This window comes from Psychrobacter sp. AOP7-B1-25, from assembly GCF_052376195.1.
In the GTDB taxonomy this organism is placed as follows: domain Bacteria; phylum Pseudomonadota; class Gammaproteobacteria; order Pseudomonadales; family Moraxellaceae; genus Psychrobacter.
Genome location: NZ_JBQSVK010000001.1, coordinates 392,063 through 418,687 on the forward strand (window position 1 = coordinate 392,063; position 26,625 = coordinate 418,687).

At 43.1% G+C, this 26,625-nt stretch carries 24 protein-coding genes; 17 read left to right on the forward strand and 7 right to left on the reverse strand.

Features of this window, described 5'->3' with window-relative positions:
- Positions 1-96 precede the first annotated feature (96 nt).
- Positions 97-2,142 carry a BCCT family transporter gene (locus ACT3QR_RS01525; RefSeq protein WP_444519627.1) on the forward strand — a complete coding sequence of 682 codons (2,046 nt, stop codon included), beginning with the start codon at positions 97-99 and terminating at the stop codon, positions 2,140-2,142.
- 121 nt (positions 2,143-2,263) lie between these two features.
- Entirely contained in the window at positions 2,264-3,295 is a 1,032-nt protein-coding gene (dusB, locus tag ACT3QR_RS01530) for a tRNA dihydrouridine synthase DusB (RefSeq protein WP_444519628.1), read from the forward strand.
- A gap of 26 nt (positions 3,296-3,321) precedes the next feature.
- On the opposite strand, the gene ACT3QR_RS01535 is transcribed toward dusB, so the two are convergent.
- Complete coding sequence (locus ACT3QR_RS01535) at positions 3,322-3,681, reverse strand: DUF1622 domain-containing protein (protein WP_444519629.1); 360 nt, start codon at positions 3,679-3,681, stop codon at positions 3,322-3,324.
- Between the two features lie 206 nt (positions 3,682-3,887).
- Between ACT3QR_RS01535 and ACT3QR_RS01540 the strand changes: the two genes are divergently transcribed.
- The 5 genes from ACT3QR_RS01540 (at position 3,888) to ACT3QR_RS01560 (ending at position 8,750) form a co-directional block, all read left to right on the forward strand.
- The gene (locus ACT3QR_RS01540) at positions 3,888-4,775 is read left to right on the forward strand and encodes an SDR family NAD(P)-dependent oxidoreductase (protein WP_444519630.1); all 888 of its coding nucleotides are present in this window, start codon (positions 3,888-3,890) and stop codon (positions 4,773-4,775) included.
- Between the two features lie 310 nt (positions 4,776-5,085).
- Positions 5,086-6,108, forward strand: coding sequence for a DUF1852 domain-containing protein (locus ACT3QR_RS01545; RefSeq protein ID WP_444519631.1), 1,023 nt, complete (start codon positions 5,086-5,088; stop codon positions 6,106-6,108).
- A 28-nt stretch (positions 6,109-6,136) separates the two neighbouring features.
- The gene (locus tag ACT3QR_RS01550) at positions 6,137-7,168 is read left to right on the forward strand and encodes a methionine synthase (RefSeq protein ID WP_444519632.1); all 1,032 of its coding nucleotides are present in this window, start codon (positions 6,137-6,139) and stop codon (positions 7,166-7,168) included.
- Positions 7,169-7,362: 194 nt separating this feature from the next.
- On the forward strand, positions 7,363-7,866 hold the full coding sequence (locus ACT3QR_RS01555; protein WP_444519633.1) for a flavin reductase: 504 nt from the start codon (positions 7,363-7,365) through the stop codon (positions 7,864-7,866).
- Positions 7,867-7,934: 68 nt separating this feature from the next.
- Positions 7,935-8,750 carry a sulfite exporter TauE/SafE family protein gene (locus tag ACT3QR_RS01560; RefSeq protein WP_444519634.1) on the forward strand — a complete coding sequence of 272 codons (816 nt, stop codon included), beginning with the start codon at positions 7,935-7,937 and terminating at the stop codon, positions 8,748-8,750.
- A gap of 173 nt (positions 8,751-8,923) precedes the next feature.
- Here ACT3QR_RS01560 and ACT3QR_RS01565 read toward each other — a convergent pair whose 3' ends face one another.
- The 3 genes from ACT3QR_RS01565 to lipB form a co-directional block, all read right to left on the reverse strand.
- Positions 8,924-9,388: a hypothetical protein gene (locus ACT3QR_RS01565; protein WP_444519635.1), complete on the reverse strand. Its 465-nt coding sequence runs from the start codon at positions 9,386-9,388 to the stop codon at positions 8,924-8,926.
- 158 nt (positions 9,389-9,546) lie between these two features.
- Positions 9,547-10,077, reverse strand: a complete 531-nt coding sequence (locus tag ACT3QR_RS01570; RefSeq protein ID WP_290177799.1) for an inorganic diphosphatase — start codon at positions 10,075-10,077, stop codon at positions 9,547-9,549.
- A 194-nt stretch (positions 10,078-10,271) separates the two neighbouring features.
- Positions 10,272-11,096 carry a lipoyl(octanoyl) transferase LipB gene (lipB, locus tag ACT3QR_RS01575; RefSeq protein WP_444519636.1) on the reverse strand — a complete coding sequence of 275 codons (825 nt, stop codon included), beginning with the start codon at positions 11,094-11,096 and terminating at the stop codon, positions 10,272-10,274.
- 395 nt (positions 11,097-11,491) lie between these two features.
- Here lipB and ACT3QR_RS01580 point away from each other — a divergent pair, with 395 nt between their 5' ends.
- The 4 genes from ACT3QR_RS01580 (at position 11,492) to pncB (ending at position 17,839) form a co-directional block, all read left to right on the forward strand.
- Positions 11,492-12,976 carry a coniferyl aldehyde dehydrogenase gene (locus tag ACT3QR_RS01580; RefSeq protein WP_444519637.1) on the forward strand — a complete coding sequence of 495 codons (1,485 nt, stop codon included), beginning with the start codon at positions 11,492-11,494 and terminating at the stop codon, positions 12,974-12,976.
- A 442-nt stretch (positions 12,977-13,418) separates the two neighbouring features.
- Positions 13,419-15,347 (forward strand): glycine betaine ABC transporter substrate-binding protein, encoded by a 1,929-nt coding sequence (locus ACT3QR_RS01585; protein ID WP_444519638.1) that lies wholly within the window; start codon positions 13,419-13,421, stop codon positions 15,345-15,347.
- An 88-nt stretch (positions 15,348-15,435) separates the two neighbouring features.
- On the forward strand, positions 15,436-16,350 hold the full coding sequence (locus ACT3QR_RS01590) for an ATP-binding cassette domain-containing protein (protein WP_444519639.1): 915 nt from the start codon (positions 15,436-15,438) through the stop codon (positions 16,348-16,350).
- Between the two features lie 262 nt (positions 16,351-16,612).
- Complete coding sequence (gene pncB / locus ACT3QR_RS01595) at positions 16,613-17,839, forward strand: nicotinate phosphoribosyltransferase (RefSeq protein ID WP_444519640.1); 1,227 nt, start codon at positions 16,613-16,615, stop codon at positions 17,837-17,839.
- 103 nt (positions 17,840-17,942) lie between these two features.
- On the opposite strand, the gene xseB is transcribed toward pncB, so the two are convergent.
- From xseB to ACT3QR_RS01610, 3 genes are all read right to left on the reverse strand, one after another.
- On the reverse strand, positions 17,943-18,188 hold the full coding sequence (gene xseB / locus ACT3QR_RS01600; protein ID WP_444519641.1) for an exodeoxyribonuclease VII small subunit: 246 nt from the start codon (positions 18,186-18,188) through the stop codon (positions 17,943-17,945).
- Positions 18,189-18,251: 63 nt separating this feature from the next.
- Positions 18,252-19,784, reverse strand: coding sequence for an exodeoxyribonuclease VII large subunit (gene xseA / locus ACT3QR_RS01605; RefSeq protein WP_444519642.1), 1,533 nt, complete (start codon positions 19,782-19,784; stop codon positions 18,252-18,254).
- Positions 19,785-20,007: 223 nt separating this feature from the next.
- Entirely contained in the window at positions 20,008-20,376 is a 369-nt protein-coding gene (locus ACT3QR_RS01610; RefSeq protein WP_444519643.1) for a hypothetical protein, read from the reverse strand.
- A 302-nt stretch (positions 20,377-20,678) separates the two neighbouring features.
- On the opposite strand from ACT3QR_RS01610, the gene ACT3QR_RS01615 reads away from it, so the two are divergent.
- From ACT3QR_RS01615 to gspL, 6 genes are all read left to right on the forward strand, one after another.
- Positions 20,679-21,338, forward strand: coding sequence for an alpha/beta hydrolase (locus ACT3QR_RS01615; RefSeq protein WP_444519644.1), 660 nt, complete (start codon positions 20,679-20,681; stop codon positions 21,336-21,338).
- A gap of 123 nt (positions 21,339-21,461) precedes the next feature.
- Positions 21,462-22,562 (forward strand): cell division protein ZapE, encoded by a 1,101-nt coding sequence (gene zapE / locus ACT3QR_RS01620; RefSeq protein ID WP_444519645.1) that lies wholly within the window; start codon positions 21,462-21,464, stop codon positions 22,560-22,562.
- 126 nt (positions 22,563-22,688) lie between these two features.
- The gene (locus ACT3QR_RS01625) at positions 22,689-23,348 is read left to right on the forward strand and encodes a nitroreductase family protein (protein WP_444519646.1); all 660 of its coding nucleotides are present in this window, start codon (positions 22,689-22,691) and stop codon (positions 23,346-23,348) included.
- A 127-nt stretch (positions 23,349-23,475) separates the two neighbouring features.
- Positions 23,476-24,768 (forward strand): NAD(P)H-dependent glycerol-3-phosphate dehydrogenase, encoded by a 1,293-nt coding sequence (locus tag ACT3QR_RS01630; protein ID WP_444519647.1) that lies wholly within the window; start codon positions 23,476-23,478, stop codon positions 24,766-24,768.
- A 56-nt stretch (positions 24,769-24,824) separates the two neighbouring features.
- Entirely contained in the window at positions 24,825-25,283 is a 459-nt protein-coding gene (locus ACT3QR_RS01635; RefSeq protein WP_444519648.1) for a SixA phosphatase family protein, read from the forward strand.
- A gap of 46 nt (positions 25,284-25,329) precedes the next feature.
- On the forward strand, positions 25,330-26,601 hold the full coding sequence (gene gspL, locus ACT3QR_RS01640) for a type II secretion system protein GspL (protein WP_444519649.1): 1,272 nt from the start codon (positions 25,330-25,332) through the stop codon (positions 26,599-26,601).
- Positions 26,602-26,625 lie beyond the last annotated feature (24 nt).

Below are 26,625 nucleotides of genomic sequence, written 5' to 3' on the forward strand. Positions count from 1 at the left end.
AATTATTATAATCGCTCACACACATTTTCTAATCTTTGCCCCAATCGATAATTTTTTATAAAAAGGCATCGTTAATTTTTGAGGATATTATCTTTCATGAGTAAATTACCTCGTTCGACTATTCTATTGCCGGTATTTGTACCAGCAGCTATTATCATGATGCTGTTGGTTATTGGTACCGCAATAAATCCTGAAGCAGCTGGTGCGCTATTCAATGATGTGCTTGCTTTCACAACTGAGACGTTCGGCTGGTTCTATATGCTGGCCGTGGCATTGTTTTTGATGTTCATCATCGTACTGGCATTTTCGTCTTATGGCAGTATTAAGCTGGGCCCTGATCATGCCGAGGCGGAGTATAAGTTCCTCGAATGGTTTGCTATGTTATTTTCGGCAGGCTACGGGATTGCGCTACTGTTTTATGGTGTAGCAGAACCAGTCATGCATTTTTCCAGTCCGCCAATGTCGGAACCACAAACTATTGCCGCGGCAAAAGAGGCGATGCGAATTGCGTATTTCCACTGGGGTTTTCATATTTGGGCGATTTATGGCGTAGTGGGTTTATCATTGGCATATTTTGCTTTCCGACATGGTCTACCACTATCAATACGCTCAACGCTGTATCCAATTATCGGTGATAAGATTCATGGCCCTATAGGTCATACGGTCGATGTGTTTGCAATATTGGGCACGATGTTTGGTATCGCTACCAGTCTTGGTTTATCAGTGTCGCAAATTAACGCGGGACTAAATTACCTATTGCCAGATATCATTCCGATGAATACGACTGTACAGGTGATTGCTATTGCATTGGTAACAGCCGCAGCTCTGGTATCGGTGTTAGCAGGTATGGATAAGGGTGTTAAACGCTTGTCTATTCTAAATATGCTATTGGCAACTGCGTTGATGGTGTTCGTATTTGTTGTTGGTCCGACTATTTTTATCTTAAATGCCTTTATGGAAAATACAGGTAGTTATTTGGGTAATATCGTTGAGCGTACCTTTAGCTTACAGGCGTACGAAAATAGCAATTGGATCGGTAGCTGGACCTTGTTTATTTTTGCATGGACCATTGCGTGGGCACCTTTTGTAGGTCTATTTATTGCCAAGATTAGCCGTGGTCGTACCATTCGTGAGTTCGTACTGGGTGTGATGCTTGTACCAACTTTCTTCACGTTCTTCTGGTTTTCGGTGTTTGGTGATACTGCGCTACATATGATTATGGTCGACGGTTATACCTCGTTAATCAGCGAAGTACAAAACAACCAGGCGATTGCTCTATTTAAATTATTAGAAAACCTACCGTTTACTGAGTTTGTGTCGTCATTGACCATTTTATTGATTATCACCTTTTTTGTGACGTCATCGGATTCTGGCTCATTGGTGATCGACTCGCTAGCGGCTGGCGGTCGCAGTGATACGCCATGGTGGCAGCGTAGCTTTTGGGTAGTAACCGAAGGGGCTGTAGCTGCGGTACTACTCATTGCAGGCGGTCTAACGGCGCTCCAAACGGCAGCTATTGTCAGTGCGTTACCTTTTGCCATTATTATTCTTATTTCAATGTTTGGCATGTGGCGTGCGCTGCGTATCGAAGGACATCGTAATCAGAGCCTTGATCAGAACAACAAATTGCCTCCGCATCTGCTCAAACCGTCAGCATGGCGTGAGCGTATCGATTATATGACTGACAAGCCAACACCTGAAAAGGTATTGAGCTACATCAAAGAAGTAGTTATGCCATCGATGATGGAAGTGTCATCTAAATTTGCAGAAACTGGTTGGACGACTGAGGTCAATTATGATGCGGTCAACAACCGTGCTGTGCTTGAATTGCAACGTGGTGACGATGTCGAGTTTTGGTATGAAGTGCGCTTATCTGAGCATGAGGCGCCCGACTATTATACTGAAGACACCGTAGATACCTTGCCGCAAGAGCATCATCATCGAGCTGAGGTGTATTTACGCCGTGGTGGTCAGACATATGATTTATATGGCTATAAATCAGAATCAGTGATTAATGACATTATTGATCAGTTCGAGAAGTATTTACATTTCCTTAATGTGTCGCCTGATAGCTTACCGTGGCGCATGCAAGAGCATGATGATGACATCACGCTAGAGCAAGATAGTGTGCTTGATAAATAATGGACTGAATGTATCGAAAACGAGTATGATTATTGCAAGCTATTCACATGAATAACTTGCAATAAATACAGGATTCCTTAGAATAACGGCTTGTTTTTCTTACAAATCAAGCCGTTTTTTTATGTCTAATGATTTTTCTGTTGTATCTACGTCTTTGCCAGTGTCTGACCATCCATTGTTACAGCCATTAAATATCGGTGGCTTGACGATTGAAAACCGTCTAATGGTCGCACCAATGGCAGGCGTGACAGACAACCCTTTTCGCCGACTGTGCAAGTCGTTTGGCGCGGGTCATGCGGTCAGTGAAATGATCATCGCGGATACGGCTCTTTATGCGCGTAAAAAGTCCTTGTATCGCGCCAATTTTGATAATGAGATTGCGCCTATTTCTGCACAAATAGCAGGAGCAGAGCCTGATAAACTGGCTGAAGCGGCCCGTTATCAAATTGATAATGGCGCACAGATTATCGATATCAATATGGGCTGTCCGGCCAAAAAAGTCTGTCGTAAGCTGGCAGGTTCTGCGTTATTGCAAGATGAAGACTTGGTCGCGCGTTTGCTAGATGCAACGGTCAATGCGGTAGATGCTCCTGTCACGCTAAAGACACGTTTAGGTTTTGAAAACGGTCGTGAAAACATCTTGCGTGTGGCACGCCGTGCTGAGCAAGCAGGTATTGCAGCGATTGCTATTCATGGACGTACGCGTGAGGACATGTATACAGGTAATGCGCGTTATGAGCTAATACGTGAAGTCAAAGAAAGTATCAGTATTCCTGTCATTGCTAACGGTGATATCGATAGCGCACAAAAAGCCCAACACGTCTATGAAATGACAGGCTGTGATGCGGTGATGATTGGACGGGCTGCACAAGGGCAACCATGGATATTTCGCGATATTGAGCATTTTTTACGTACTGGCGAGTGCTTAGAGGCCCCAAGTGTTAGTGAGATAAAAGAGATCGTACTTGCTCATTTACAAGAGCTTTATGATTTTTATGGAGAGTATTCAGGCTGCCGTATCGCACGTAAACATATTGCATGGTATACGACAGGTATTCCAAACTCTAACGCCTTTAGACAGGCGATGTATGGCGAAGAAAGTACCGCTGGACAATTTAAAGTAGTCGAGACTTTTTTGCAGGCACATGAATAGTAATCGCTTGAGTCTTATGTGTCAGACTATTCATCATGTGCCGATTTTTTATTCTGCCAAGGGAGTCGGCCTTCTAGTTCAACTTGTAGCGATAAGCTCAAAAAGGTTCGAATCAGTACGATAAAACCTAGCACTAATACGCTGCGTAGCGATGGCACCGTGACGACTGTCGCCACGATATCAGCGGCAATCAGCACTTCTAAACCCAACAAGATAGACTTGCCTACGGTCTGTCTGATCTCAATATAGGTGTCATTGTTGAAATGACCCGATGCTCGCAAGGCTTTATATAGAGCAAGAAATAGCCCAAAAAACATAATGAGGACGCCACTGACTTCAATAATTTTGGCAATTAAGTCGATATAGTGAGTTAGTGTGTCTATCAAAGCAGGTACTCCTCGTAATTGACCAAAAAAGTATAGCATTTGGCCATAAACTAAAACTGTATTCATAAGCCTTTATGACGACTAGGAACTTTCACAAAGGTCCCGTTAACTCACGCCTACCATGGTTTTGTTCACTCCATACTACGTTTTTTTGCTATGCTATAACCAAATACTAATAACGATAGAATAAACAAAAAGGACTTTTTATGGCCAGTCTCTCGAAAAAAGTAATCACTAAAGCGGTCAAAGGCAAAAATATTATCATTACAGGCGCTTCAAGTGGTATTGGCGAGCGTACGGCTTTTTTGCTCAGTGAGTGTGGCGCACATGTTATTTTGCTGGCTCGTACTGCAGATAAGTTAAAAATGGTCAAAGAAAATATTGAAACACTTGGCGGCGCTGCCAGTTATTATCCATGTGACCTTACCAACATGGATGAAATTGAAAAAACCAGCGAAAAAATTCTGGCTGATTTTAAGCATGTTGATGTATTGGTCAACAATGCAGGTCGTTCGATTCGCCGTTCAGTACATGAATCGGTCAACCGTTTCCATGATTTTGAACGTACCATGGAGATTAATTATTTTGGCGCGGTCAAAATTGTTCTTGGTTTTTTGCCAACTATGATTGGGCGTCAAACTGGTCAAATTGTGAATATATCTTCAATTGGGGTGTTGGCAAATAGCCCTCGATTTTCAGCATATGTTGCATCAAAGGCAGCTTTGGATGCATTTAGTCGCTGTTTGGCTGCCGAAGTCAAAGGTGATAATATCAAAGTGACCAATATCTTTATGCCACTCGTACGCACCCCAATGATTGCGCCAACCAAACTATATCGATATATGCCAGCATTGATGCCTGATGAAGCAGCGATGATGGTAGCGAAAGCCATCGTTCACAAGCCGAATAGCATTGCTAGTAATATGGGTAAATTTGCATCGGCGACTTACTCGCTGGTACCCGCCTTCAACGTTGGCGTGCAGTCCATTGGCTATCGCATTTTTCCAAGTTCAACTGCTGCGCAAACGACTGATAGCAAACCTAATTTTGCCCAGCGTGTTTTTGCTAAAATTCTTCCTGGTGAGCATCACTAAAGTAGGTTTATTATCAGCACCAAATTCGAATAATAAGGATACTACAGTATCCTTTTTTTATGCTCTAAAAATATCATCAAGCAGCGTAAGAGACTGCTTCGTTACGTATAGTGAACGTGATTAGTTATTCAATAAATAAATCTTCAAGACTTCCGCCTTACAATTCTGTTTCTATCCGCATCTCTGTTAAGATGAATGTAATTCATCTTATGTTTAAATTGTATCGTTTTTATTCATGTTTAGATTTAGGTATGATTCACCTCATACACAAATTTGGTTTTATCTCAGATAATTAAGGTAGCGAATCACCATGAGTAAAGAATTCAATTGTTCAATCAAGCACATTCGTTTTGATGAAAACTATCAGCCTGCAGATAGCACTCGTTTGACAACTAACTTCGCAAATTTGGCTCGCGGTGAGCACCGTCAGGAGAACTTGCGCAAAACGTTAAGAATGATAGACAACCGCTTTAACGCATTGGCGCATTGGGACAACCCAACAGCAGACCGCTATTCTGTTGAAGTTGATATTGTTTCTGTCGATATGGATGTTGAAGGTAATGGTCATACGTTTCCTATTATCGAAACGCTAAAAACCACAATTGTAGATCATAAAGAAAACAAGCGTATCGACGGCATGATTGGTAATAGTTTCTCATCTTACGTGCGTGATTATGATTTCAGCATTGTATTACCAGAGCATCGTGACAAAAACTTAGCGTCAATAACACCGGATAACTTTGGTGAGCTACACGGCAAACTGTTTCAATATTTATTGAACTCAGAGGCATACAAAGCGCAATTTAATAAAAAACCAGTGATTTGCCTGAGCGTGTCAACCAGCAAAACCTACTACCGTACTACCAACCAGCATCCTGTATTAGGTGTTGAGTACAAGCAAGACGAATATTCATTAACTGATGACTATTTTTATAAAATGGGCTTAGTCGTACGCTATTTTAAGCCTGAAGGTAGTGCTGCGCCATTAGCCTTTTATTTTGCAGGTGATTTGCTAAGTGATTACACGGATCTTGAGCTTATCAGTGCGATTAGTACGATGGAAACCTTCCAGAAAATCTATCGTCCTGAGATTTACAATGCTAATTCAAATGCTGGTCAAGTGTATCAACCTAGCCTGAACTACCAAGATTATTCACTGACGCAAGTTGTCTATGACCGCGCCGAACGCAGCCAAATGGCAGTGACACAAGGTAAGTTTACGGAAGAAACATTTATCAAGCCATACCAAGAAATTCTTGAAGAGTGGGCTGCAAGCTATACCGTTGATAGTCAAGCAGATAAAAAACAAACCAATAATAAATATGCTGCTTAACCGAGCACACGAGAGAAGATAAACAACCATGACAAAACTATTATTACCAACCTCAACCGCTGGCAGCTTACCGAAACCGTCTTGGCTGGCAGAACCTGAAAAAATTTGGTCACCTTGGGCTTTAGAAGGCGAGCAGTTGATTGAAGCCAAACAAGATGCATTGCGTCTGTCACTACAAGAACAAGTACATGCAGGTATTGATATCGTCAGTGATGGCGAGCAGACCCGTCAGCATTTCGTAACCACGTTTATCGAACATCTCGATGGTGTTGATTTTGAAAATCGTGAGACGGTCAAAATCCGTGATCGCTATGATGCGAGTGTGCCATCAGTGGTCGGTGCGGTGAGCCGTCAAAAGCCAGTATTTGTAGAAGATGCCAAGTTTTTACGTCAGCAGACCAATCAGCCAATCAAATGGGCTTTGCCAGGGCCGATGACGATGATTGATACACTGTATGACGATCATTATAAAAGTCGTGAGAAACTGGCTTGGGAATTTGCTAAAATCCTGAATCAAGAAGCAAAAGAGCTAGAGGCTGCTGGCGTTGATATTATCCAATTCGATGAACCAGCATTTAATGTGTTCTTTGATGATGTGAATGACTGGGGTATTGCCACTTTAGAGCGTGCTATTGAAGGTCTAAAATGCGAAACAGCAGTACATATTTGCTACGGTTATGGTATCGAAGCCAATAATAACTGGAAAAAGACACTGGGTTCAGAATGGCGTCAATATGAGAAGGCCTTTCCTCAGCTGCAACAGTCTAAGATTGATATTGTCTCATTGGAGTGTCAAAACTCACAGGTGCCAATGGATTTGATTGAATTGATTCGCGGTAAAAAAGTCATGGTTGGTGCCATTGATGTGGCAACCAATACCATTGAGACACCAGAAGAAGTGGCCAACACACTACGTAAAGTATTACAATTTGTCGATGCTGACAAGCTGTATCCTGCAACCAATTGCGGTATGGCCCCGTTGTCACGCCAAGTGGCTCGTGGCAAGCTTGCGGCATTAAGTGCAGGCGCACAGATCGTTCGTCAAGAGCTGACTGCGTAGAGCTTATCAAACAAGCTGATGTAAATTTGGCATTGGTGGCTTTGGTAAATTTTGTAGGCTAGGATTTTAGCTTGAATGATGCTTATTAAAGTTCAGTCGTTGAGGAGGTTCTATTTACAGGGTCTCCCTTTGCAAAACTAAAATTGAAGCACAATTTTTTAACGTTTCACAGGATTTCAGTAATGATTAAAGATATGATTGAAGCAACCGATTTTAGAGATGCCATGTCTTTGTTAACGACTGCGGTCAATGTTGTCACTACAGAAGGTGTATCTGGCGTTCATGGGTTTACAGCATCGGCAGTATGCAGTGTCACAGATACACCGCCAACTTTGCTCGTCTGTATGAACCAGACCTCTCGGTCGCATGCGTATTTTGTTGAAAATAAAACATTGTGTGTCAATGTGTTGGGCGCTCATCATGAGCCCGTCTCTAACGCTTTTGCCTCAAAACTACATTCAGAAGAGCGCTTCAAACAAGGCGCTTGGTCTCAGCTAGTAACAGGCTCTCCTATTCTAGAAGATGCATTGGTCAGTTTCGACTGTGAGATTGAGCAAATTCAGAAAGTAGGCACGCACAGTGTGTTTATGTGCCGAGTAGTCGCCATCAAAAAGTCTGAGCAACCAGATGGACAAGAAGAAAGCTTGGTTTACTTTAATCGTGCTTACTCTCGAGTGGGTCAAGTGGATATCGCCTAAGCCAATCATCCGGCCATTATCGAATGGTCATCAAACTATTCATCGTCAATCTGAGAAGTAACTATCCCGTGGAATTAATCATTTTTTTAGTCATAGGTGCCCTCGCAGGATTTGCTGCGGGGCTTTTTGGTGTGGGCGGTGGAACCATCATCGTGCCACTATTATTTATTGTCTTTACTCAGATGGGTTATAGTCCTGACAATATCATGCATTTGGCGTTAGGTACGTCACTTGCGACCATTATTGTGACGTCTATTAGCTCGTTAATGGCACACAATAAAAAAGGCGCAGTCATGTGGCCTGTCTTCAAAAACCTAGCACCTGGCTTAGCGATAGGGTGTTTCTTAGGGGCAGGGATAGCAGGGCAGATATCTGGGTTATACCTTCAGCTCATCGTCGGTGTGTTTTTGCTTTGGGTGGCCTTTAAAATGTTTAGGGGCGGCAAAAAGAAAACAACCAGTAGCGTCAGTAATGCCCATGCAGCATTACCATCAAAGCCTAAACAACTGACGGCAGGCGGGGTCATTGGTATCGCTTCTGCCATTTTTGGCATCGGTGGTGGTAGCTTAACTGTACCTTATCTCACGCGCTACGGTGTAGTGATGCAAAAAGCAGTTGGTACGTCGGCCGCGTGTGGTCTACCCATCGCGATTGCTGGTGCGTTAGGATTCATGTTTTTTGGAATGAAGCAGCAAGTAGATGTGCCCAATACGATTGGTTTTGTTCACATCTATGCCTTTTTGGGCATTAGTATCATGAGCTTTTTCACTGCAAAGATAGGGGCGAAAGTGGCTCATATATTATCACCGCAGCTATTAAAAAAATGTTTTGCGGTGTTGTTAACTGTCGTCGGGTTCTACTTCCTATATAAAGGATTGGTATAAGTGACTTGCTGTAATTAATTTGAGATTAATGGATGCTGTCAAAGATTTCAGGTGCGGAAGTTGGATTAGTATATCGACCAGCATACTGACTGGCTATATTCTTAAGTTGTCGCTAGTCGGTATGCAAATCTATAAAAAATATGTTTATCCAATCGTTTATTTAGCTAACTCGCTTAACCAAACACTCGCCACAATATCCAAAATACCCCTATCATCAAGATAGCAATCACGAGCAGTCGTTTTAGCCAATAGGGCAGTAGAGATTTCTTATAGCCCAAGTCATTTAGCTGATTGTCGACACCATCTTGCAATCCCTTAAAACCTTGGTTTTTCTTAGTAGTTTTAACGCGATTTTTTACCAGTGGCCCAGGTTCATCTTCCTCTTGCTCTCTATCAAAACTGATGGCGCCATTCGGAATACCTTGTTTACTAGCGATCGTATTGAGTTTTTGTTGTTGCTTTACCTTTAGCTGGGTCTCATAAGCATCAATTCTGCTTTTGGCTTCATCCATGCTGATGTTTTCGTCTGCCGACAAAGTTTTAATAGCCATTACGAGGTTATTTTTTTCGATCATCATAATGACGTCTTTTGGCAACTTTGTATTGACCGATTTTTCGCTAGGGTCGGGGTTAAACATGACTGTCCTTATTGCGGCATATAAGTTTGAATGAGTAGTATGCTCATTATAACCATGTTAGATAAGCAATGTTCAAGCAAAAAAATACCGCGGCCACTATTGTGACGGCGGTATTTTATTATTTATCTTTATCAGCATTTCTGCCAATGTTTAATAAATTATAGATCTTTCCAACGTTGGATAGACTCTTTGATAACTTCTTTAGCTTCGCTCACGTCACCCCAAGATTCAACAACTGTAGTACCAGCTTTTTTCAGGTCTTTGTAATGGCTGAAATGGAACTCTAGTTGATTGATTAACTGCTTTGGTAGGTCTTCTAAGCTGTTGTAAGCATTGCCTGTGTCGCGATCGTCAGCAGGAACAACAACGATTTTGTCATCTACTTCGCCATCATCAACAAACTTCATTACACCGATAACTTTGGCTTTTAAGAAAATGCCAGTCGGTAGTGGCTGTTCAGTCAATAGCAATACGTCAAGCTCATCGCCGTCTTCGTCAAGTGTTTGTGGAATGAAACCATAGTTACAAGGTTTGGCAAAAATCTGTGGGTCAATACGGTCAAGCTCAAATACGGCTAATTCGCGATTCCACTCAATTTTATGGCTGCTACCAGCTGGGATTTCTACTACTACGTTGATGATGCCGCCGTCTACGTCGCCTGCGTCCAAAATTTTATTAAAATCTGCCATAAAATGCTCCAATTTGCTTTTGTTTTAAATGTTTGAATAAGGGGTCAAGCTAGGGATACAGTAAGGATAGTTGCTGTGTCCGATTTGTACTGCATGCGATTATAGCAAGTTTGTACTGAATTTTCTCTTAATGCTTAAGTCTAAGCGTGCAAGATATTATGCAAAAAAAGATTATGCAGAGGTAGGCTCAAAACTCACTTAGGTGTGATTGCTCGCAACTCAATCAGTCCAGCATGGCGCTTGGCGATGTTATCAACAAGTTTTTGAGTGACTACCTCATAGCTGAATGAATTACTTGTGTGCTGTTCGGTTTGCGCTTCTGACTCCGTTTGCATATTAACAAAGTCAGACAGCCGTAGCATTTGCATGCCTGCATAACCACAAGGATTGATGGCGTTAAATGAAGATAAGTCACAATTTAGATTAATGGCAATGCCATGATAGCTGAAGCCATGCTTAATCTTGAAGCCTAGCGAGGCCATTTTTCCAAGCATAATCTTATTATCAAAAGATTTATTATCTATAGTGGTGCTGTCGTCTGTTGCAGCATTATCGGCATACAGATAGACACCAGGGGCATCACGGCGCGCATGCGCACTGATATTATCACTGTTAGATGGTGAGCTACACAAACAGTCATTGATGACGTCTTCGATCGCTTGCTCAGCGTGTGAGACGAGATTACGCACACTCCATTTGAGACTGTCCAAGTCAAATAACCAATAGATAACCAACTGTCCATGACCATGCCATGTCACCTGACCGCCGCGATCAGTCTTGATAATAGGGGTATCAGTACGCTGCAATATATGCTCTTCTTTGCCTGCCTGTCCAAGTGTGTAGACGTCGTTATGATCGACAATCCATAATTCATCAGGCGTCCGCAGCCCTTGCTGTTTTTTTAGATCGATGCGTTCGAGGGTGCGTGCCAACATTGCATCGAGAGTAGGGACATAATCGGCCGCTGATAGAGATTTGCTGATAAGCGTATCATTAAGGGGTTGTATGTCATTTTGCATGAGAGTATCTGTCTTATTATTATCAAGTTGAAAATAAATAATGCTCATCGGTAGTGTAGCAGTTTTGGCGACTATCACCCAAAATTATATGCTATCCCAATGTCTACAAAAGGCGTAAATGCTAATAACACACAGATTGGTAATGAGCGATGAAATAACAGGTATATAACAGCGCCAAGTGACTCATAGCGGTGCTACTGGTACAAACGCACTAGTTGACCAAAGGTACTGTTCATTGCTCAGTCGATGCGCTACATTAAAGTATGGTAAATGGAATCTGATGAAATGTACGGTCAGAGCAGGTTATCAACGAGCGCACCCGACTAGACAGATAGAGCTTCTAACCAAATATAGTGCAGTGACTACAAACCTTATGACTATGACAAGGAAGGCAAATGACAGATAGTAACCAAAGCGCCCATGAGCAAGCAATAGCCGATACAGGTTTTGAGCTGCAGCGTGTGCCTGAAGCACTAAGTACGGCAACGACTATCGATGAGATGAAAGCACAGTTTTTGCGCTTGCAGATATTAAGTCGTACGCAACCAATCAATGATTGGGGCACTCGTGCAACGCAACTAGACAATTTAGAAGTAATGCTGAGTGATAATCAAGAAAGCTTTGCAAAAGCTATAAGTGCAGACTTTGGCTATCGTAGTCAGTCAGAGACTCAGTTTGCTGAGCTGTTTCCTAGCTTTACTGGTATTAGCCACGCCAAGAAACACGGCAAAAAGTGGATGAAAACACATCGTGCGCCTATTTCAGCATTATATATGCCAGCCCATAATGAAATTCAACCGCAGCCATTGGGTGTGGTCGGTATTATGGTGCCTTGGAACTATCCCCTGTATCTGGCAATTGGGCCAATGATTGATGCTCTAACTGCGGGTAACCGAATCATGGTCAAGATGAGCGAAGCTGCACCGCAATTTGCTCATGCATTCGCTGATGCCGTTGCTCGTTATTTCTCACCAGATATGATTTGTGTGGTGCTCGGTGAAGTTGAAATTGCCGCCGCCTTTAGTGAGTTACCGTTTGATCATCTGCTATATACAGGATCGACTGCGGTAGGCAAAAAAGTGATGGCAGCAGCAGCGCCTAATTTGACACCAGTGACGCTTGAACTTGGCGGCAAATCACCAGTAATTGTATTAGATGACGCCAATCTAGAATCTGTTGTCAATCGTGTAATGATGGGTAAGACGCTAAATGCTGGACAGACATGTATTGCGCCAGATTATGTCTTGATTCAACGTCAGTATCATGACCAATTCATTCAGCTGGCAAAAGAGTGGATGACCAAACACTATCCTAATATTGAAGAAAATCCAGACTATTCTCGCATCATTAATGGTGAGCAGTTTAAACGGGTAAAAGGCTATTTAGATGCTTTAACAGGTGGTAAGATGCATGCGCTAACCACCGCCGAGGCTAATATAGAGACCCGCCTCATGCCACCAGTCATCGTCAGCGAGCCTGCGCCTGATAGTGATATTATGCAAAACGAGATTTTTGCCCCGATATTGCCGCTGATGCATTATGAGACGCTTGATGATGCTATTTACTTTGTGAACTCGCGCCCACGGCCATTGGCGCTATATGTGTTTAGTGACAACTATAGAAGTATCGAAAACGTGCGCAACAACACGGTCTCGGGTGGTCTTTGTATCAATGAAGTTTTGATACATGTGGCTCAGCATGATTTGCCGTTTGGTGGTGTGGGTGACTCTGGTACCGGTGCCTATCATGGTAAGGCTGGATTTGAACGCCTCAGCCATATGAAGCCTATTTTTGTACAAACCAAACTTAATGGCCTTAATTTATTGTTGCCGCCTTATGGTGGATTGTTTAAAAAGGCGATGGCGTTGTTCTTGAAATAAAGGTCTTTAAAATCATGATCTTTAAAATAACCGTTTTTGAAATAACGGTCTTGAATTAGACGTTTTATAGTAGCTATAGAAATTAATATTGACCTTTGTTAATCGATACTATAACTAATAGCATCCATCCAAATGGGTGCTATTTTTTTTGTCTAAAACATTGATTGCTTAAATATGGATTTCTAAAATTCAGAGCGACTTACTATAAGAGTGGTATCAAAATTGTTTTAAATTTATCTAGTGTATTAGTCGACAAATAAGCATTTGTCATCACTTCTAGAAGTCGTTACACTTTGTAGTAAGTCCAAACAACAGTAGATAGTAGCTGAATGGCTTATAGATAGTATTGGTAATATCATATAGCGACATTTAGCCGTTTTTCTTTAGTTCTATTGTTTCAACAGTAATTTTATACCGATACAACATGATAATAGGAAAGCGCATGCGCCAATGGATTGCTTTAAGCTTACTGTGTATGAGCGCATTACTAATGCCTGTATCAGCTTCTGCCGCGTGTGAGTCGCCGATTAAATTTGGGGCACTAACTTGGGAGAGTGGGCAATTTACTTCCGGTGTGCTCAAATATATCGTAGAAGATGGATACGGCTGCACAGTAGAGGAAGTACCAGGAGCAGGGCCTGCACTTGATACAGCACTATCACAGAATGATATTCAGGTCATCGGGGAGCAGTGGGTTGGTCGCTCGCCAATCATGGAAAAAGCCATTGAGCAAAATAAAGTGGCTGTCATTGGCGATACGCTAAAAGGCGGTGCAACTCAAGGTTGGTATGTCCCAAGATATGTTTTGGAAGAGAACCCAGGACTGCGCAGCTATCAAGATTTACCTAAATATACTGAGCTATTTAAAGACCCTGAAGATCCTAGTAAATCACGCTTTATGAACTGTCCCTCTGGTTGGACCTGCGAGATTTTTAACACACGTTTGCTAAAAACCACCGGTTTAGACAGTCTCTTTAACAACGCACATCCTGGTACGGGTGCTGCTCTCGATGCTGAAATCGCTTCCGCTTTTGAACAGCATAAGCCACTGCTGTTCTACTACTGGCAACCCACTGGGCTAATGGCAAAATATGACCTTGCGCCACTAGAGTTTCCAGCTCATGAGGATGAATGTTGGCAAAACTTACTGCTCGCCGATGGTAAGATGGACTGTGTGTCAGGGTTTCCCGTCTCACCATTAGGTATTGCCGTTTCTACGCCATTTATCGAATCCAACCCTGAATTAGCAACTGTCTTTGAAAAGGTGCAATTTACCTCTGATGAGCTAAATGGTGCTATCTTGGAGATGAGCGAAAGTAAACGCACTGGCGACGAGCAAGCCATGGTGTTTTTACGTGAAAACCCAGACGTTTGGCAAGCGTGGTTATCCGATGAAGCAGCAACTAATCTATCTACTAAGTTAGGGCTTAGCTCAACGGGTGCTATCGATACAGAGACAGCTGCATCAAACACCAATCAGTCAGCGTTATCATCAAGCTTTCCTTCATGGTCGCTTGAGACGCCACTCAATAATGCTTTAGCAAGCGTCGTTCAAAACTATGGCGATGTATTCCGTACTATTAGTACGATAGCCCTTACTTATCTGCTACTACCTATTGAGCGGTTATTAACCGTTATTCCACCTTGGCTTATTATTGCATTTGTGACCGTGCTTGGTTGGTTTGGTGTCCGAAAAATTTGGTTTGCGCTGGCATGTGGTGCAGGATTATTTTTGATAGGTGCTTTTGGATTGTGGGGCGCACTGATCGATACTTTAGCGCTGCTTATCGTATCGGTACTGGTTACGGTTGTGATTGGTATTCCTATTGGTATCGCTATGTCAGGTAGCAAGCTACTACGTAAGCTAGTGACGCCAGTGCTAGATGTCATGCAGACGATGCCGAGTTTCGTCTATCTTATACCGGTGCTGATGCTGTTTGGTATTGGTAAAGTGCCTGCGTTATTTGCAACCGTCATTTATGCGTTGCCACCCTTGATTCGTTTGACAGCATTAGGGATTGCGCAAGTTAACCATGAAATGGTCGAAGCAGGACGCTCTTTTGGTAGTACCCATCTACAGCTGCTTCTTTGGATTAAACTACCACAAGCATTGCCCAGTATTATGGCAGGTATCAATCAGGCCGTGATGATGTCGCTGGCTATGGTGGTATTGGCTTCAATGATTGGTGCTCCTGGGCTTGGGGAAGACGTATTGCAATCTATCCAAACGCTCAATATCGGTCAAGGCTTACAAGCAGGTACGGCTATCGTTATCATTGCCATTATCATCGACCGTATCACGCAAGCATTTGGTCAGGGTAAGCGTACTCGTCAAAAAACCATCGAAGCAGGTAGACGTCCGATTGGATAGAAGTTTATTTTTTGATGGCATGCGACTGAATCCATGGTAATCGACCACCGTCATAATAATAAAAACCACGTGAATAATGAGAGCAACGATGAATCATATCCAATTAAAAAATATCAGTAAGATTTATAATGCCAATAGCACGCAAGCACAGTCTGCATTGGGTCTACTGGCTGAGGGTATGGATAGCATCAAGGTAAAAGAGCAAACGGGCTATTCAGTTGGTCTTTATGATATCAATCTAGATATCAAGGCAGGTGAGCTGCATTGCATCATGGGGTTGTCAGGATCAGGCAAGTCAACGCTGATACGCCATATTAACCGCTTGATCGATCCAACCAGTGGCGAGATATGGGTAGATACTGCTCTGAATAGAGACCGTGCGACTCACACTACAACTGATAGGCAATTAGCGACAGATAATGTAAGTACGGTAGTAGTAGAAGAGAACTCTGCTACGGCTACTAATATTTTAGCGCTCAATGACAAGCAGTTGCAGCATTATCGTCAGCAGACAGTCAGTATGGTTTTTCAGCACTTTGGCTTAGTGCCACATATGACGGTTATACAAAATGTCGCATACGGTCTGCGTGTCCGAAAAATGAGCGTAAACGAGCGACATGAAACAGCTAGACATTGGCTTAATGAAGTAGGTCTATCTAACTTGGAAAACAGCTACCCTGATGAGCTATCAGGCGGTATGCAGCAGCGCGTTGGTCTAGCTCGTGCCTTAGCGACGGACAATCCAATTCTGCTAATGGATGAAGCATTCTCTGCACTTGATCCGCTCATTCGTGCTCAGTTGCAAGACCAGCTACTCGAACTACAAGATCGATTGAACAAAACCATTGTGTTTATTACCCATGATATTAATGAAGCTGTCAAAGTAGGTCAGCGTATCAGTATGCTAAATGGCGGTCGACTCATACAGACGGGGACGCCGAGCGAGTTGCGACATAATCCTGCTGATGATTATGTGGAGCAGTTTATGAGTGCAAAAGCGTAAGCCTTGACAACCATCTATGAATAGATCTTTTGGATAAACTTGGGTGATATCTTTATGAATGGGTTAAGCAATCGCCATCATCTTACGGTCGTTTTGCTACAATCAAAAGTGAACTCTGAAATAAATACCAAACTTCGTTATACTGAACGATTTATCGATGGCTCATAATGAATAAGCGTGTATTGTTTGTCGTTCATATATGATGTCGCTTTGTCTATCAAATGACGTTTATTTTTTATTTTTGCACTTTTAAGGCCATAGCATGACTGTTTCTTATGCACCTATTATTACTTCATTGCTTGATAATGATTTGTACAAATTTACGATGTTACAAGCCATGCTGCATCAGTTTCCGCAAACCCATGGTGTTTACCGTTTCCGCTGCCGTAATAATAAAGATGCAGCCTATCCATTGTCTGATATTCAAAAAGATTTAGAGCAGCAACTAGATAGCTTATGCGAATTGCGCTTTTTGCCAGATGAGCTAGAATACCTACGTAGCTTACGCTTTATTCGCTCAGATTTCGTTGATTATCTAGAACTATTTAAGCTAAAACGTCGCTTTATTACGGTAAGTACAGACGATAAAGGCCGTTTATTTATCGATATCGAAGGGCCGATGATTCAAGCGATGTTCTTTGAAGTATTTGTACTAGCCATTGTCAATGAGCTGTATTTTAATGCGCTCTCTAATGATAGCGTGATTGAAGAAGGACAACGTCGCCTTAATGAAAAAGTGACGCTATTGCATCAGTATGCCGAAAAGCAAGCTCAGCACGGTCAGGATACGCCGCCATTTATCGTCGCTGATTTTGGTACGCGTAGGCGCTTTAGTCGACGCTGGCAAGCACATGTAGTGGAAACGCTACATAAAGCCGAGCCAAAGATAGTCGGTGGTACATCAAACGTGTATTTGGCCAAGCAATTAGGAATGACGCCAATAGGCACTATGGCGCATGAGTTTATGCAGGCATTTCAGGCATTAGATGTGCGTTTGCGTGACTCACAAAAGGCTGCGCTTGAAGCATGGGTGCATGAGTATCGTGGCGACTTGGGTATTGCCTTGACAGATGTAGTCGGCATGGATGCTTTTTTGCGTGATTTTGACTTGTATTTTGCCAAGCTATTTGACGGTCTGCGTCATGATAGCGGCGACCCATATATCTGGGGTGATAAGGCGATTGCCCATTATGAGAAGCTAAAAATAGACCCAAAAACTAAGATTTTGACCTTTAGCGATGGGTTAAATTTAGAGAAGGCATGGGAGCTGCATCAATATTTCAAAGGGCGCATCAGAACCAGTTTTGGTATTGGTACCAATCTGACCAATGATATGGGCATTACGCCGATTAATATCGTGCTCAAGTTGGTAGAGTGCAATGGTCAGCCAGTCGCGAAGTTATCTGATAGCCCAGGCAAGACCATGATCAATAACGACACGTATCTTGCCTACCTGCGTCAAGTCTTTGAAGTTGACGAACCGGAGTAAACAGAATATCAAACTGTTGCGTTGCCAAATGTGCCAAATGTGCCAAATGAGATTAATGCGCTTGATTTGACCAAACAGCTGCTACCCAGTGGCTGTTTTCTATTTAACTATCGAGACTGCTGGTAGATTTTTCTTCAGCAAAGGCCGCATCCAATGCTTGTTGCACAGCATTGATACGAGTCTCGCAAACACGATAAGCGGCAATCGACTCTTCAACCGTTGTCATTAAATTATCAATGTCAGGTTCATCTTGTTGCTGTAATTCAGCCGCATTGGTTTTTAAGATATCATAAGCCGCCTTAAAGGTTTTTGGGGTGGCTTTTTTGCGTCGGCGAGTAGGGGTAGTCATGAAGCTTCCTAATTTTTAAAAGTAAGATAAGTTGATGAGTAGTCTTTAGATATTATTATGTGGTTAAGTTGGAGTGTCTGAGGTTTCAGTCGCTTCTTTATCCATATTGACATCGATAATCTGCGCTTTTGCGTTGCCGTCTTTTAAAATGATATTGACGGTTTGTTCAGCAGACAGTTGAGTGCTACTGGTGAGTGTCTGCTTGTTTTGAGCATCTGTGAGCATTGTATAGCCCTGCTTGAGCACACGAGATGGACGATGTAATAGCACAATATCACGTAGATGTTCGCTATCACGATGTGCTTGCACAATTTGCTGCTGCGCGTTTTGCATGATTGACTCTTGATAATTTTTGCTATTGGTAGCGGCTTTTGCGAGCTGTTGACGCGCCAAGGTTTGCGTTTGTGTATATCGCTCAGCCGTCAGTCTGACTGCTTGCTTTACTTGGCGCTGGGCACTTTGTTGAATACTGCGCCATGCATAGTCACTGTCTTTTCGTAGAGCGGTGAGTTGCCCAATCGTTTGCGACTGTATTTGGCTCAACTGGCGTGCGGTTTGTTGCTCAGCAGTATTCAATTGACGCTGAGCCGCTTGCTTAATTTGCGCTTGATATTGTAGCGTCTGAGTGACGAGCTGGGCTAAATGGCTATGGATAGCAGCAATCACCTTTGATGGTGTATCAAAGCTAGTATGTGCCACTTCATCTAAGATGACTTTGTCACGCTCATGACCGATGCCCACCCAGACAGGGACGGGCTGCTCAGCAACCAAAGCTGCTAACTCATAATCATTGAGATAAGCCAAATCACCAACCGCACCGCCGCCACGAATAATCACTAATAAATCTGGTAGGCGTTGATAAGTATCGTAAAACTGCTGCTGGGCATTAACGATGGCTTGACGGATTTCAGCGGGCGCATGATTACCCTGAAAAGTCGCACTATGGTAGTGGAAGTGACAGGCACCTGTACTGGCTAAGCGATCAGCATCTGCTTGAAAATCACCCAATCCAGCTGCCTTTTCAGGGGCGATGACCAGCACATGTTCGATATCAAAAGGGGCAGGTAGCTGTTGATTAAGATGTAATAGCCCTTCACCTGTTAAGCGGTCGACCATTTCTGCATATTGCCGTGCCAAATCACCTAGCGTATAGCTGGGGTCGATATCTTCAATGGTGATTGAAAAGCCATATTGGGCATGGAAGCCTGCCGACACTTTGAGGAGTACGGTTAGGTCACGCTCAAGCGGCATACCAGTCGCACGTTCAAACTTAGCTAATACACGAGCAGCTTTAAAGCGCCAGAGATTGCCACGACAACTGGCGACTACTTTGCCATCGTCATCTTTTTCTGCCAGTTCAAAGTAGTAGTGACCACCTTTGCTCGACAGATTACGGATTTCAGCTTTTACCCAGACACGGTGGTCAAAAGTTTGTTTGATGACCATTTCAACCGCTGATAAATAATCACTGAGGCGTAGGACCGTATCCTCTAAATGGTCTTCCTGCTCAGCGAGTTCCGCCTCTAGAGTGGCCAAATCTTTGGCAGGTGCTAATACTTTGGCCTGTTTAATATTTGAAAGATTGGGTTTGCGCATAATATTAGACCAAAGATGATGAAAATATAAAAATTGACGAGGATGTGCTGAATCCGATAGCGGATAGTTTAACTCAAAAAGGAAAGTACAAAAAGCGAAGCCAACAAGCTTTGATTGATATATTATCTATATCGCAGTTTGTTGGCTACTTGATGAGTGGGCATGGTATGTCGTTTGTTAGCGAACAGATTGTTAGCCTAGTTTCATCTACAGGCAGTTGTTGTTATTGGCAACGGAAGTTAATGTTGTATTCATAATCGTCGCTACGTGACAAATCTGGCGTACCTGTGCCGAAGATTGAGCCAACGACAGCACCTACTTGACCAACCATGCGGCCAGTACGTTCGTTCAAGATACCATTATACTTTGTGTTGTCATCAACGATGATCACTTGCTTGCTTCGACAAGTCTTTTGAGCACTATCGATCGCATTTTGCTGTGCTTTGACTTTGGTCTCGGCGATACCAGTTGTCTCGTAGATAGAGTTGGCACGCTGGATCACTGGTGAAGAAGGCGTACTTTGACAGGCGCTCAAAGCAAGTGCAGTCACTAACGTTGCCGTCAAACTGGCAGTTTTATTAAAAGTATTCATAAATAACTCCTGATTTATATAAACAGAACGTCTTAGCAATAGGCAAAGCTTTATGAAAGTAGCTTATCTAGTTGTTGAGTGTCTAGACAGTTATTGTGTGCTGTATTACGGGTATATTGCCAATGAATCTTGTAATAGATATAAACCAGTTTGAAACCCTAATAACAGTAATATTTCAAAAATGCAGACAACCTTTATTGACCAAAAATAAAACAAGTCGCATCCGTACACAGCAAATCACTTGAAATATAAATTGTATCTAGGATAATTGAGCCATTCATTTTTTATTAATAAGTAATACTATGCAATTGATTCCTGCTCCTACTGGCGTGCTCGAGGTTGACGCACTGTGGCAAAATGACAATCCTAATGATCCAAATACAGACACTGTGGCGCTGCTGTGCCATCCCAATCCGTTATTTGATGGTACGATGAATAACAAAGTGGTTACCACCATGTATCGCTTTGCTCGCGACAATGGTATGCATGTGGTGCGCTTCAACTTTCGCGGCGTTGGTCAGTCGACAGGCGAGCATGATTACGCGGAAGGTGAAGTGGTCGATGCAATGACCGTGCTACAATGGATTGCTGAACAAACCAATGCTCGAAAGCTATGGCTAGGTGGTTTTTCTTTTGGTGGCTATGTCACGGCACGTGTGGCTGAGCAAGTGCTGGAAGCCTCACATATATGGGGATTAGGTGACTTTGAAGTAGCGAGAATAGCTCTGATTGCACCATCGGTTGAAAAAAACGACAGTACTGATATTAGTCTGCCTGCGGATAGAACCTTTGAGATTTATGGTAATGCGGACGAGGTGATTGAACCTCACAATATGCAAGCATTTGCAGACCGATTGGGTATTGAAGTCAGCGTAGTTGACGGCGCTGGTCACTTTTTTCATGGTCGCTTATCAGAGCTTAAAGGTTTATTAGACAAGCATAGCTTTGGGCAGGATAGCTAATTTATTTGTTACCTAGATCAGCTTAATAGCTTTTGCTTTGATATGGTTTAGCATGGCTTGATAGCGTTATGCTAAATTGCCCTATTACTTTGATATTTATTTAATTCAACGATGAGTCGTATTATGAGTTTATCTCCATTGCAACGTTACGAGAAAGCCGTCAGTACAGATGAGTTTACTCGGGATGAGCAGCAATTTCAGGCCATGAGCTATCTTGATGAGATATACCATCAGCTCATCAATAGCGCACCGCAAAAGAAAGGCTTTTTTGGCTTTTTAAAATCAAAACCTGTCGCTCCTACTGGTCTTTATATGTGGGGCGGTGTCGGCCGTGGTAAAACATGGATGATGGACATGTTTTATGACTCGTTGACCATCGAGCGCAAGATGCGCCTGCATTTTCATCACTTTATGCAGCGTGTCCATAGAGAGCTCAACAAGCTGCAAGGCGAGAGCGATCCGTTAGAGAAAGTTGCTGATATTATCTATAAAGAAGCGGTCATCATCTGTTTTGATGAGTTTTTCGTTTCGAACGTCTCTGATGCCATGATATTGGGCGATTTGTTCACTATGCTGTTCAACCGTGGTATTACTTTGGTTGCCACCTCTAATATTGAGCCAGCTGGACTGTATAAAGACGGCTTACATCGTGACCGTTTTATGCCTGCCATTGCGGAAGTTGAAAGTCATACGACGGTAATGAATATCGACTCTGGAATCGATTATCGTCTGCGCGTATTGCAACAAGCTGAGCTATACGAAGCGCCACTTACTAAGGCGAACTATCATTGGTTGGCCAACCGTTTTGCGAGCCTGTCGAATAATCAGAAAATCAGTAAAGAGCCCATTACTATCAATGGACGAGAAGTAAAAATCAACGCTTGTACCGAAGATATCTTATTCTGTGACTTCCGTCATCTCTGTATGGCGCCGCGCTCAGCCGCTGATTTCATTGAGCTTGCCAAACGATTTAGTACCGTTTTAGTTGACTCTGTGCCAGCACTAGATGACGACTTACGTGATCCAACGCGTCGTTTTATTTATCTGGTCGATGAATTTTATGATCGCCGTGTAAAACTATTGGTACGAGCAGAGCAGCCGATTCTAGAACTGTATCAAGGAGAGAAGCTGGCGTTTGAAATTGAACGTACTCGCTCACGTCTGCTTGAGATGCAGTCAGAAGACTATCTACGCATGGATCATCGCGTCGAAGATGTTGCGTAGTTTAGTTTATTGCTGAGTTGAGACTACCTACGTGTAGCTCTCAACTATTCTATAGCCGTTGAAAAATAAGAAAATAATATTATAAATAATAAGTAGTGACAGATAATAATAAATAAGGATAAAACAATGACCACAGCCGACAATGAAAGCCAAGAAATAGAAGACAACAAACTGTCTGTGAAGAACGTAGCAGCGAATGATATCTCCTCTACCAGTGATGAGTTGATAGGCTGGATAAATTCAAGACGCAGTATGGGCAATCTAGATGAGCCAGCACCGACACGTGCGCAGATTGAATCTGCTATTGAGTGTGCGGCAACTGCACCAGATCATAAAAAATTGCGTCCATGGCGCTTTATCGTCACGCAAGGTGAGGCGCGCCATGAGTTAGGCCGTGCCTTGCTCGAAGCTGTCCAAACAAAAGCGTTACAAGACGGCGAAGAACTGTCTGAGAAAACCATCATGAAAACTCAAAATATGCCGCTGCGAGCGCCGCTAATCATAACTGCTGTGACTCAAATGCAAGAACACAAAAAAGTACCACCCTTTGAGCAGATGCTCAGTGCGGGCGCTGCTGTGCAAAATCTAATTTTGGCATTAAAGGCTCAAGGGTTTAGTACGGTTTGGCGCACTGGGCTACTATGTAATGAGCCTGCGGTAAAAGCATATTTTGGTGTAGGCGCAGATGATTATGTGACCGCTTTTGTTTATACTGGCACAAGTCCCAAGGATGAGTCCAAACGCAAACCTATCGATATCGAACCGCTAGTTCGCTTCGAGTCGTAATGTAGCTCAGTACTGTCTATTTATAAAATTATAATTTTATAAAGTTATAATTCAAAGATAATAAGGTTCAGTCGCTGAGCACGATAGATTCTATTGATAATACGTCAGTCAACACGGATAAAAGAACATGACAAGCCCTAACAATAGTAATAAAAACAACAGCAGTGCTAACAATGAGACGGATAAAGAGTCGTCTGAAAAACAGAGTGGTATGCTTGCAGGTATCTTTGAGCGCGCAACCAAGTCAGGTCTCGGCCGTAAGAAGTCAAACCCTAACCCTGTTGAATCAGCTGTAGCGAAAGATATGGCGGACATTCATAGCAATCCGACTAAGCTACGTTTGGCATTTTTAGGTGGTGGTAGTTTCGGTACGGCAATGGCGAATTTAGCCGCACGTAATGGCTGTGATACCACGCTGTGGGTACGTAACAAGCGTACCGTAAAAGCAATGGCGAAAACACAGACCAATAAAAAGTACCTACCAGGCTATAAGCTTGATGATCGACTGAAATATAGCCATGATTTGGCGGCTAGCGTCAAAGATAAAGACATTATTTTTATCGCTGTGCCAGGTTTGGCTTTTCGCGAAACGCTAAAAAATATCGCGCCTTTTATCAGTGGTCAGTCCATTGTATCGTTGACCAAAGGTATGGAAAAAGACACCTTTGCGATGATGAGTGACATTATCAAAGAAGTCTTGCCAGAAGTGAATTTTGGTGTCATGTCTGGGCCGAACCTTGCTATAGAAATCATGAAAAATATGCCATCTGCTACGGTTATCGCAAGTGAGTCAGAACCACTACGTCATGCCGTACAAGCAGCATTGCACAGTGCCTTTTTCAGAGTATTTGCTAGTGATGATGTGCGTGGCGTTGAGCTTGGCGGGGCGCTAAAAAACATCTATGCAATCGCCATGGGTATGGCAGCCGCTTATGAAGTAGGTGAGAATACCAAGGCGATGATACTTACTCGTGCTTTGGCAGAAATGAGTCGTTTTGGCGTTGAAGAAGGCGCCAATCCGCTTACTTTCTTAGGCTTATCTGGGGTAGGCGATTTATATGCTACTTGTAGCTCAGAGTTGAGTCGTAACTACCGTATCGGCAATATGCTCGGTCGCGGTATGAGTATTGATACAGCGGTCAAAAAGCTTGGGCAAACCGCTGAAGGGGTGAATACCATTCAGCAAGTACATGAAAAGGCGACCAAAGCTGGTATCTATATGCCAATTACCCATGCGCTTTATGCAGTTATTTATGAAGATAAGGCTGCTCTAGGCGTTGCGCTACATCTGATGGAAGCAGGATTCCGTAGCGATGTTGAGTTTGTCATGGCGCATGATCATAGCAATGCAGCACTTACCGCTCATATGAAAACCTCTGGCAGTAATACCAGTAGCAAAGATGACGATACTGATGAGTAAGATACATCACAAAAATCAGTATTGCGAGAGTCGAACTTAGCGCTCCAAGGAAGGTTATGAAAATTATATTAGTACGTCATGGTCAAGCAGAAGACGAGACACGTCCAGATAGCGCACGTCAGCTGACGGACTTTGGTCAGCAGCAAGCAGCACAAACAGCAGAGTATGTGACTACGCATTATAGCCCAGATCGTTTTTTGGTCAGCCCTTATACTAGAGCGCAGCAGACACTATCTGCGTTCCAGTCACGAGCGCCACAAGTACTATCATCTGTGCAGAATAACATCACGCCCTCTGATGATGCTCGCCAAGCTTTAATAGATATTGGCAGTATTGAAGCTGAATGTTTGGTCGTTGTTTGTCATATGTCTATTGTCGCTTATATCGCAGGATTGCTTACAGGCGATTATCCTGAGTCCTTCTCTTTAGCAGAAGCCAGAGTATTTGACATGGAGTTTGTGATGACTGGTATGGCAACGGAAGTTGATCGTTTTGTTCCTGAGCAGCCTTACTAGATTTCTAATATTTTGATAACCGCAGCAATAATTGAGGACACGTTTAGTGTTACATGTTTGGTTACGAGCGCAGCATAGCCCGCTAGCTGTCTGGCACGAAGACATACAGCAATGGCAAATGGTTGATGGTTGGCAACAGCTGCAAACGATCTATAGTAACTATAAGTCCAATAGCCAAAAAGCGCTTTGTTTATATTTTCCCTCAGGTCATGCATTGCAAGTGGACACGGCGCTCAACACTGCTCAGCTTAAGCAGCTTGGTAATAGTGGCAAGCAATACTTATTTGAAGAAACCTCACTAACGCCTGTTGAGCAATTGACTATTCGCCAATTGAGCCATGCTGATACGACACAACTGTATGCACTGGCACAAAATAATATTGAGTCATGGCAACAAAGCGCGCAGCTAGCCGGTATGAATATAGTGGCGTTACTGCCAGATTTTTTATTGTTGCCACCGCTAGAAGAGGGCGCAGGTCAGCAAGTGACCCTTTATCAAGATTCGCAAACTATCCTGCTGCGCCAATCATTGCGTCAGGGTATGGCCGTCAGTTATTTGCCGTTAATGTTTGAGCGCTTTCCGCATTTGAGTGAGGTAATGGTGCAGCCGTCTATTGAGTCACCTATTGACACATCGGTTGAGTCACTAGATTCTTCATCGTCAGTGGATTTAATGGCGCAAACTAAAGCATTAACTGCCGAACATCAGCTATTGCTGACGACTCTGTCTACAATACCTAAGCCAATTGATAATCCCGAACGTCAAGCGCTTAATTTCTTTATTAAATCTACTGATTCACAATTATCACCATACCTACGGGTGGCGATGATGGTTGCGCTATCGGCGTTGGTGCTGCAAATGGCAACCGACGGTGTGCAATGGTACAAATATAATGAGGCTACCGCAGCAACCAAAACTGCAATTGCAGCACAGTATCAGTCTTGGTTCGCCGATGAACCACTGAGTACGCGCACCAAACTGCAAGTACAGCTGCAACCAAAACTGCGTAGCGATAGCCAAGGGCCTGCATCACATATGGCGGCATTGTCACGAATATCACCGCTGATCAAACAGTCCTCAATGCATGCACAGTCACTAGTCATGCAACCATCAGCACTAAGTTTTACCTTGATTGCTCCAGATCGCGGTAGTCTTGATAAATTCACAAGCACACTGGTAGCACAAGGCTTAAATGCCAAACTTGCGCAAGTCAATAGTAATGAGCAAGGTCAGTTTAGTGGTCAAGTTACTGTCAATGTTGTAGAGAATAATATTGCAGAAAGCAGCGACATGGCAAACAATGCGGCAGCGTCGTAACTAATCAAGGTATTGGTAATAAAG

Bases quoted from the DNA above. Each gene is read 5' to 3' on its own strand.
- ACT3QR_RS01525 (WP_444519627.1), top strand. From the start codon at position 97: ATGAGTAAATTACCTCGTTCGACTATTCTATTGCCGGTATTTGTACCA.
- dusB (WP_444519628.1), top strand. From the start codon at position 2,264: ATGTCTAATGATTTTTCTGTTGTATCTACGTCTTTGCCAGTGTCTGAC.
- ACT3QR_RS01540 (WP_444519630.1), top strand. From the start codon at position 3,888: ATGGCCAGTCTCTCGAAAAAAGTAATCACTAAAGCGGTCAAAGGCAAA.
- ACT3QR_RS01545 (WP_444519631.1), top strand. From the start codon at position 5,086: ATGAGTAAAGAATTCAATTGTTCAATCAAGCACATTCGTTTTGATGAA.
- ACT3QR_RS01550 (WP_444519632.1), top strand. From the start codon at position 6,137: ATGACAAAACTATTATTACCAACCTCAACCGCTGGCAGCTTACCGAAA.
- ACT3QR_RS01555 (WP_444519633.1), top strand. From the start codon at position 7,363: ATGATTGAAGCAACCGATTTTAGAGATGCCATGTCTTTGTTAACGACT.
- ACT3QR_RS01565 (WP_444519635.1), bottom strand. From the start codon at position 9,388: ATGTTTAACCCCGACCCTAGCGAAAAATCGGTCAATACAAAGTTGCCA.
- ACT3QR_RS01570 (WP_290177799.1), bottom strand. From the start codon at position 10,077: ATGGCAGATTTTAATAAAATTTTGGACGCAGGCGACGTAGACGGCGGC.
- lipB (WP_444519636.1), bottom strand. From the start codon at position 11,096: ATGCAAAATGACATACAACCCCTTAATGATACGCTTATCAGCAAATCT.
- ACT3QR_RS01580 (WP_444519637.1), top strand. From the start codon at position 11,492: ATGACAGATAGTAACCAAAGCGCCCATGAGCAAGCAATAGCCGATACA.
- ACT3QR_RS01585 (WP_444519638.1), top strand. From the start codon at position 13,419: ATGCGCCAATGGATTGCTTTAAGCTTACTGTGTATGAGCGCATTACTA.
- ACT3QR_RS01590 (WP_444519639.1), top strand. From the start codon at position 15,436: ATGAATCATATCCAATTAAAAAATATCAGTAAGATTTATAATGCCAAT.
- pncB (WP_444519640.1), top strand. From the start codon at position 16,613: ATGACTGTTTCTTATGCACCTATTATTACTTCATTGCTTGATAATGAT.
- xseB (WP_444519641.1), bottom strand. From the start codon at position 18,188: ATGACTACCCCTACTCGCCGACGCAAAAAAGCCACCCCAAAAACCTTT.
- xseA (WP_444519642.1), bottom strand. From the start codon at position 19,784: ATGCGCAAACCCAATCTTTCAAATATTAAACAGGCCAAAGTATTAGCA.
- ACT3QR_RS01610 (WP_444519643.1), bottom strand. From the start codon at position 20,376: ATGAATACTTTTAATAAAACTGCCAGTTTGACGGCAACGTTAGTGACT.
- ACT3QR_RS01615 (WP_444519644.1), top strand. From the start codon at position 20,679: ATGCAATTGATTCCTGCTCCTACTGGCGTGCTCGAGGTTGACGCACTG.
- zapE (WP_444519645.1), top strand. From the start codon at position 21,462: ATGAGTTTATCTCCATTGCAACGTTACGAGAAAGCCGTCAGTACAGAT.
- ACT3QR_RS01625 (WP_444519646.1), top strand. From the start codon at position 22,689: ATGACCACAGCCGACAATGAAAGCCAAGAAATAGAAGACAACAAACTG.
- ACT3QR_RS01630 (WP_444519647.1), top strand. From the start codon at position 23,476: ATGACAAGCCCTAACAATAGTAATAAAAACAACAGCAGTGCTAACAAT.
- ACT3QR_RS01635 (WP_444519648.1), top strand. From the start codon at position 24,825: ATGAAAATTATATTAGTACGTCATGGTCAAGCAGAAGACGAGACACGT.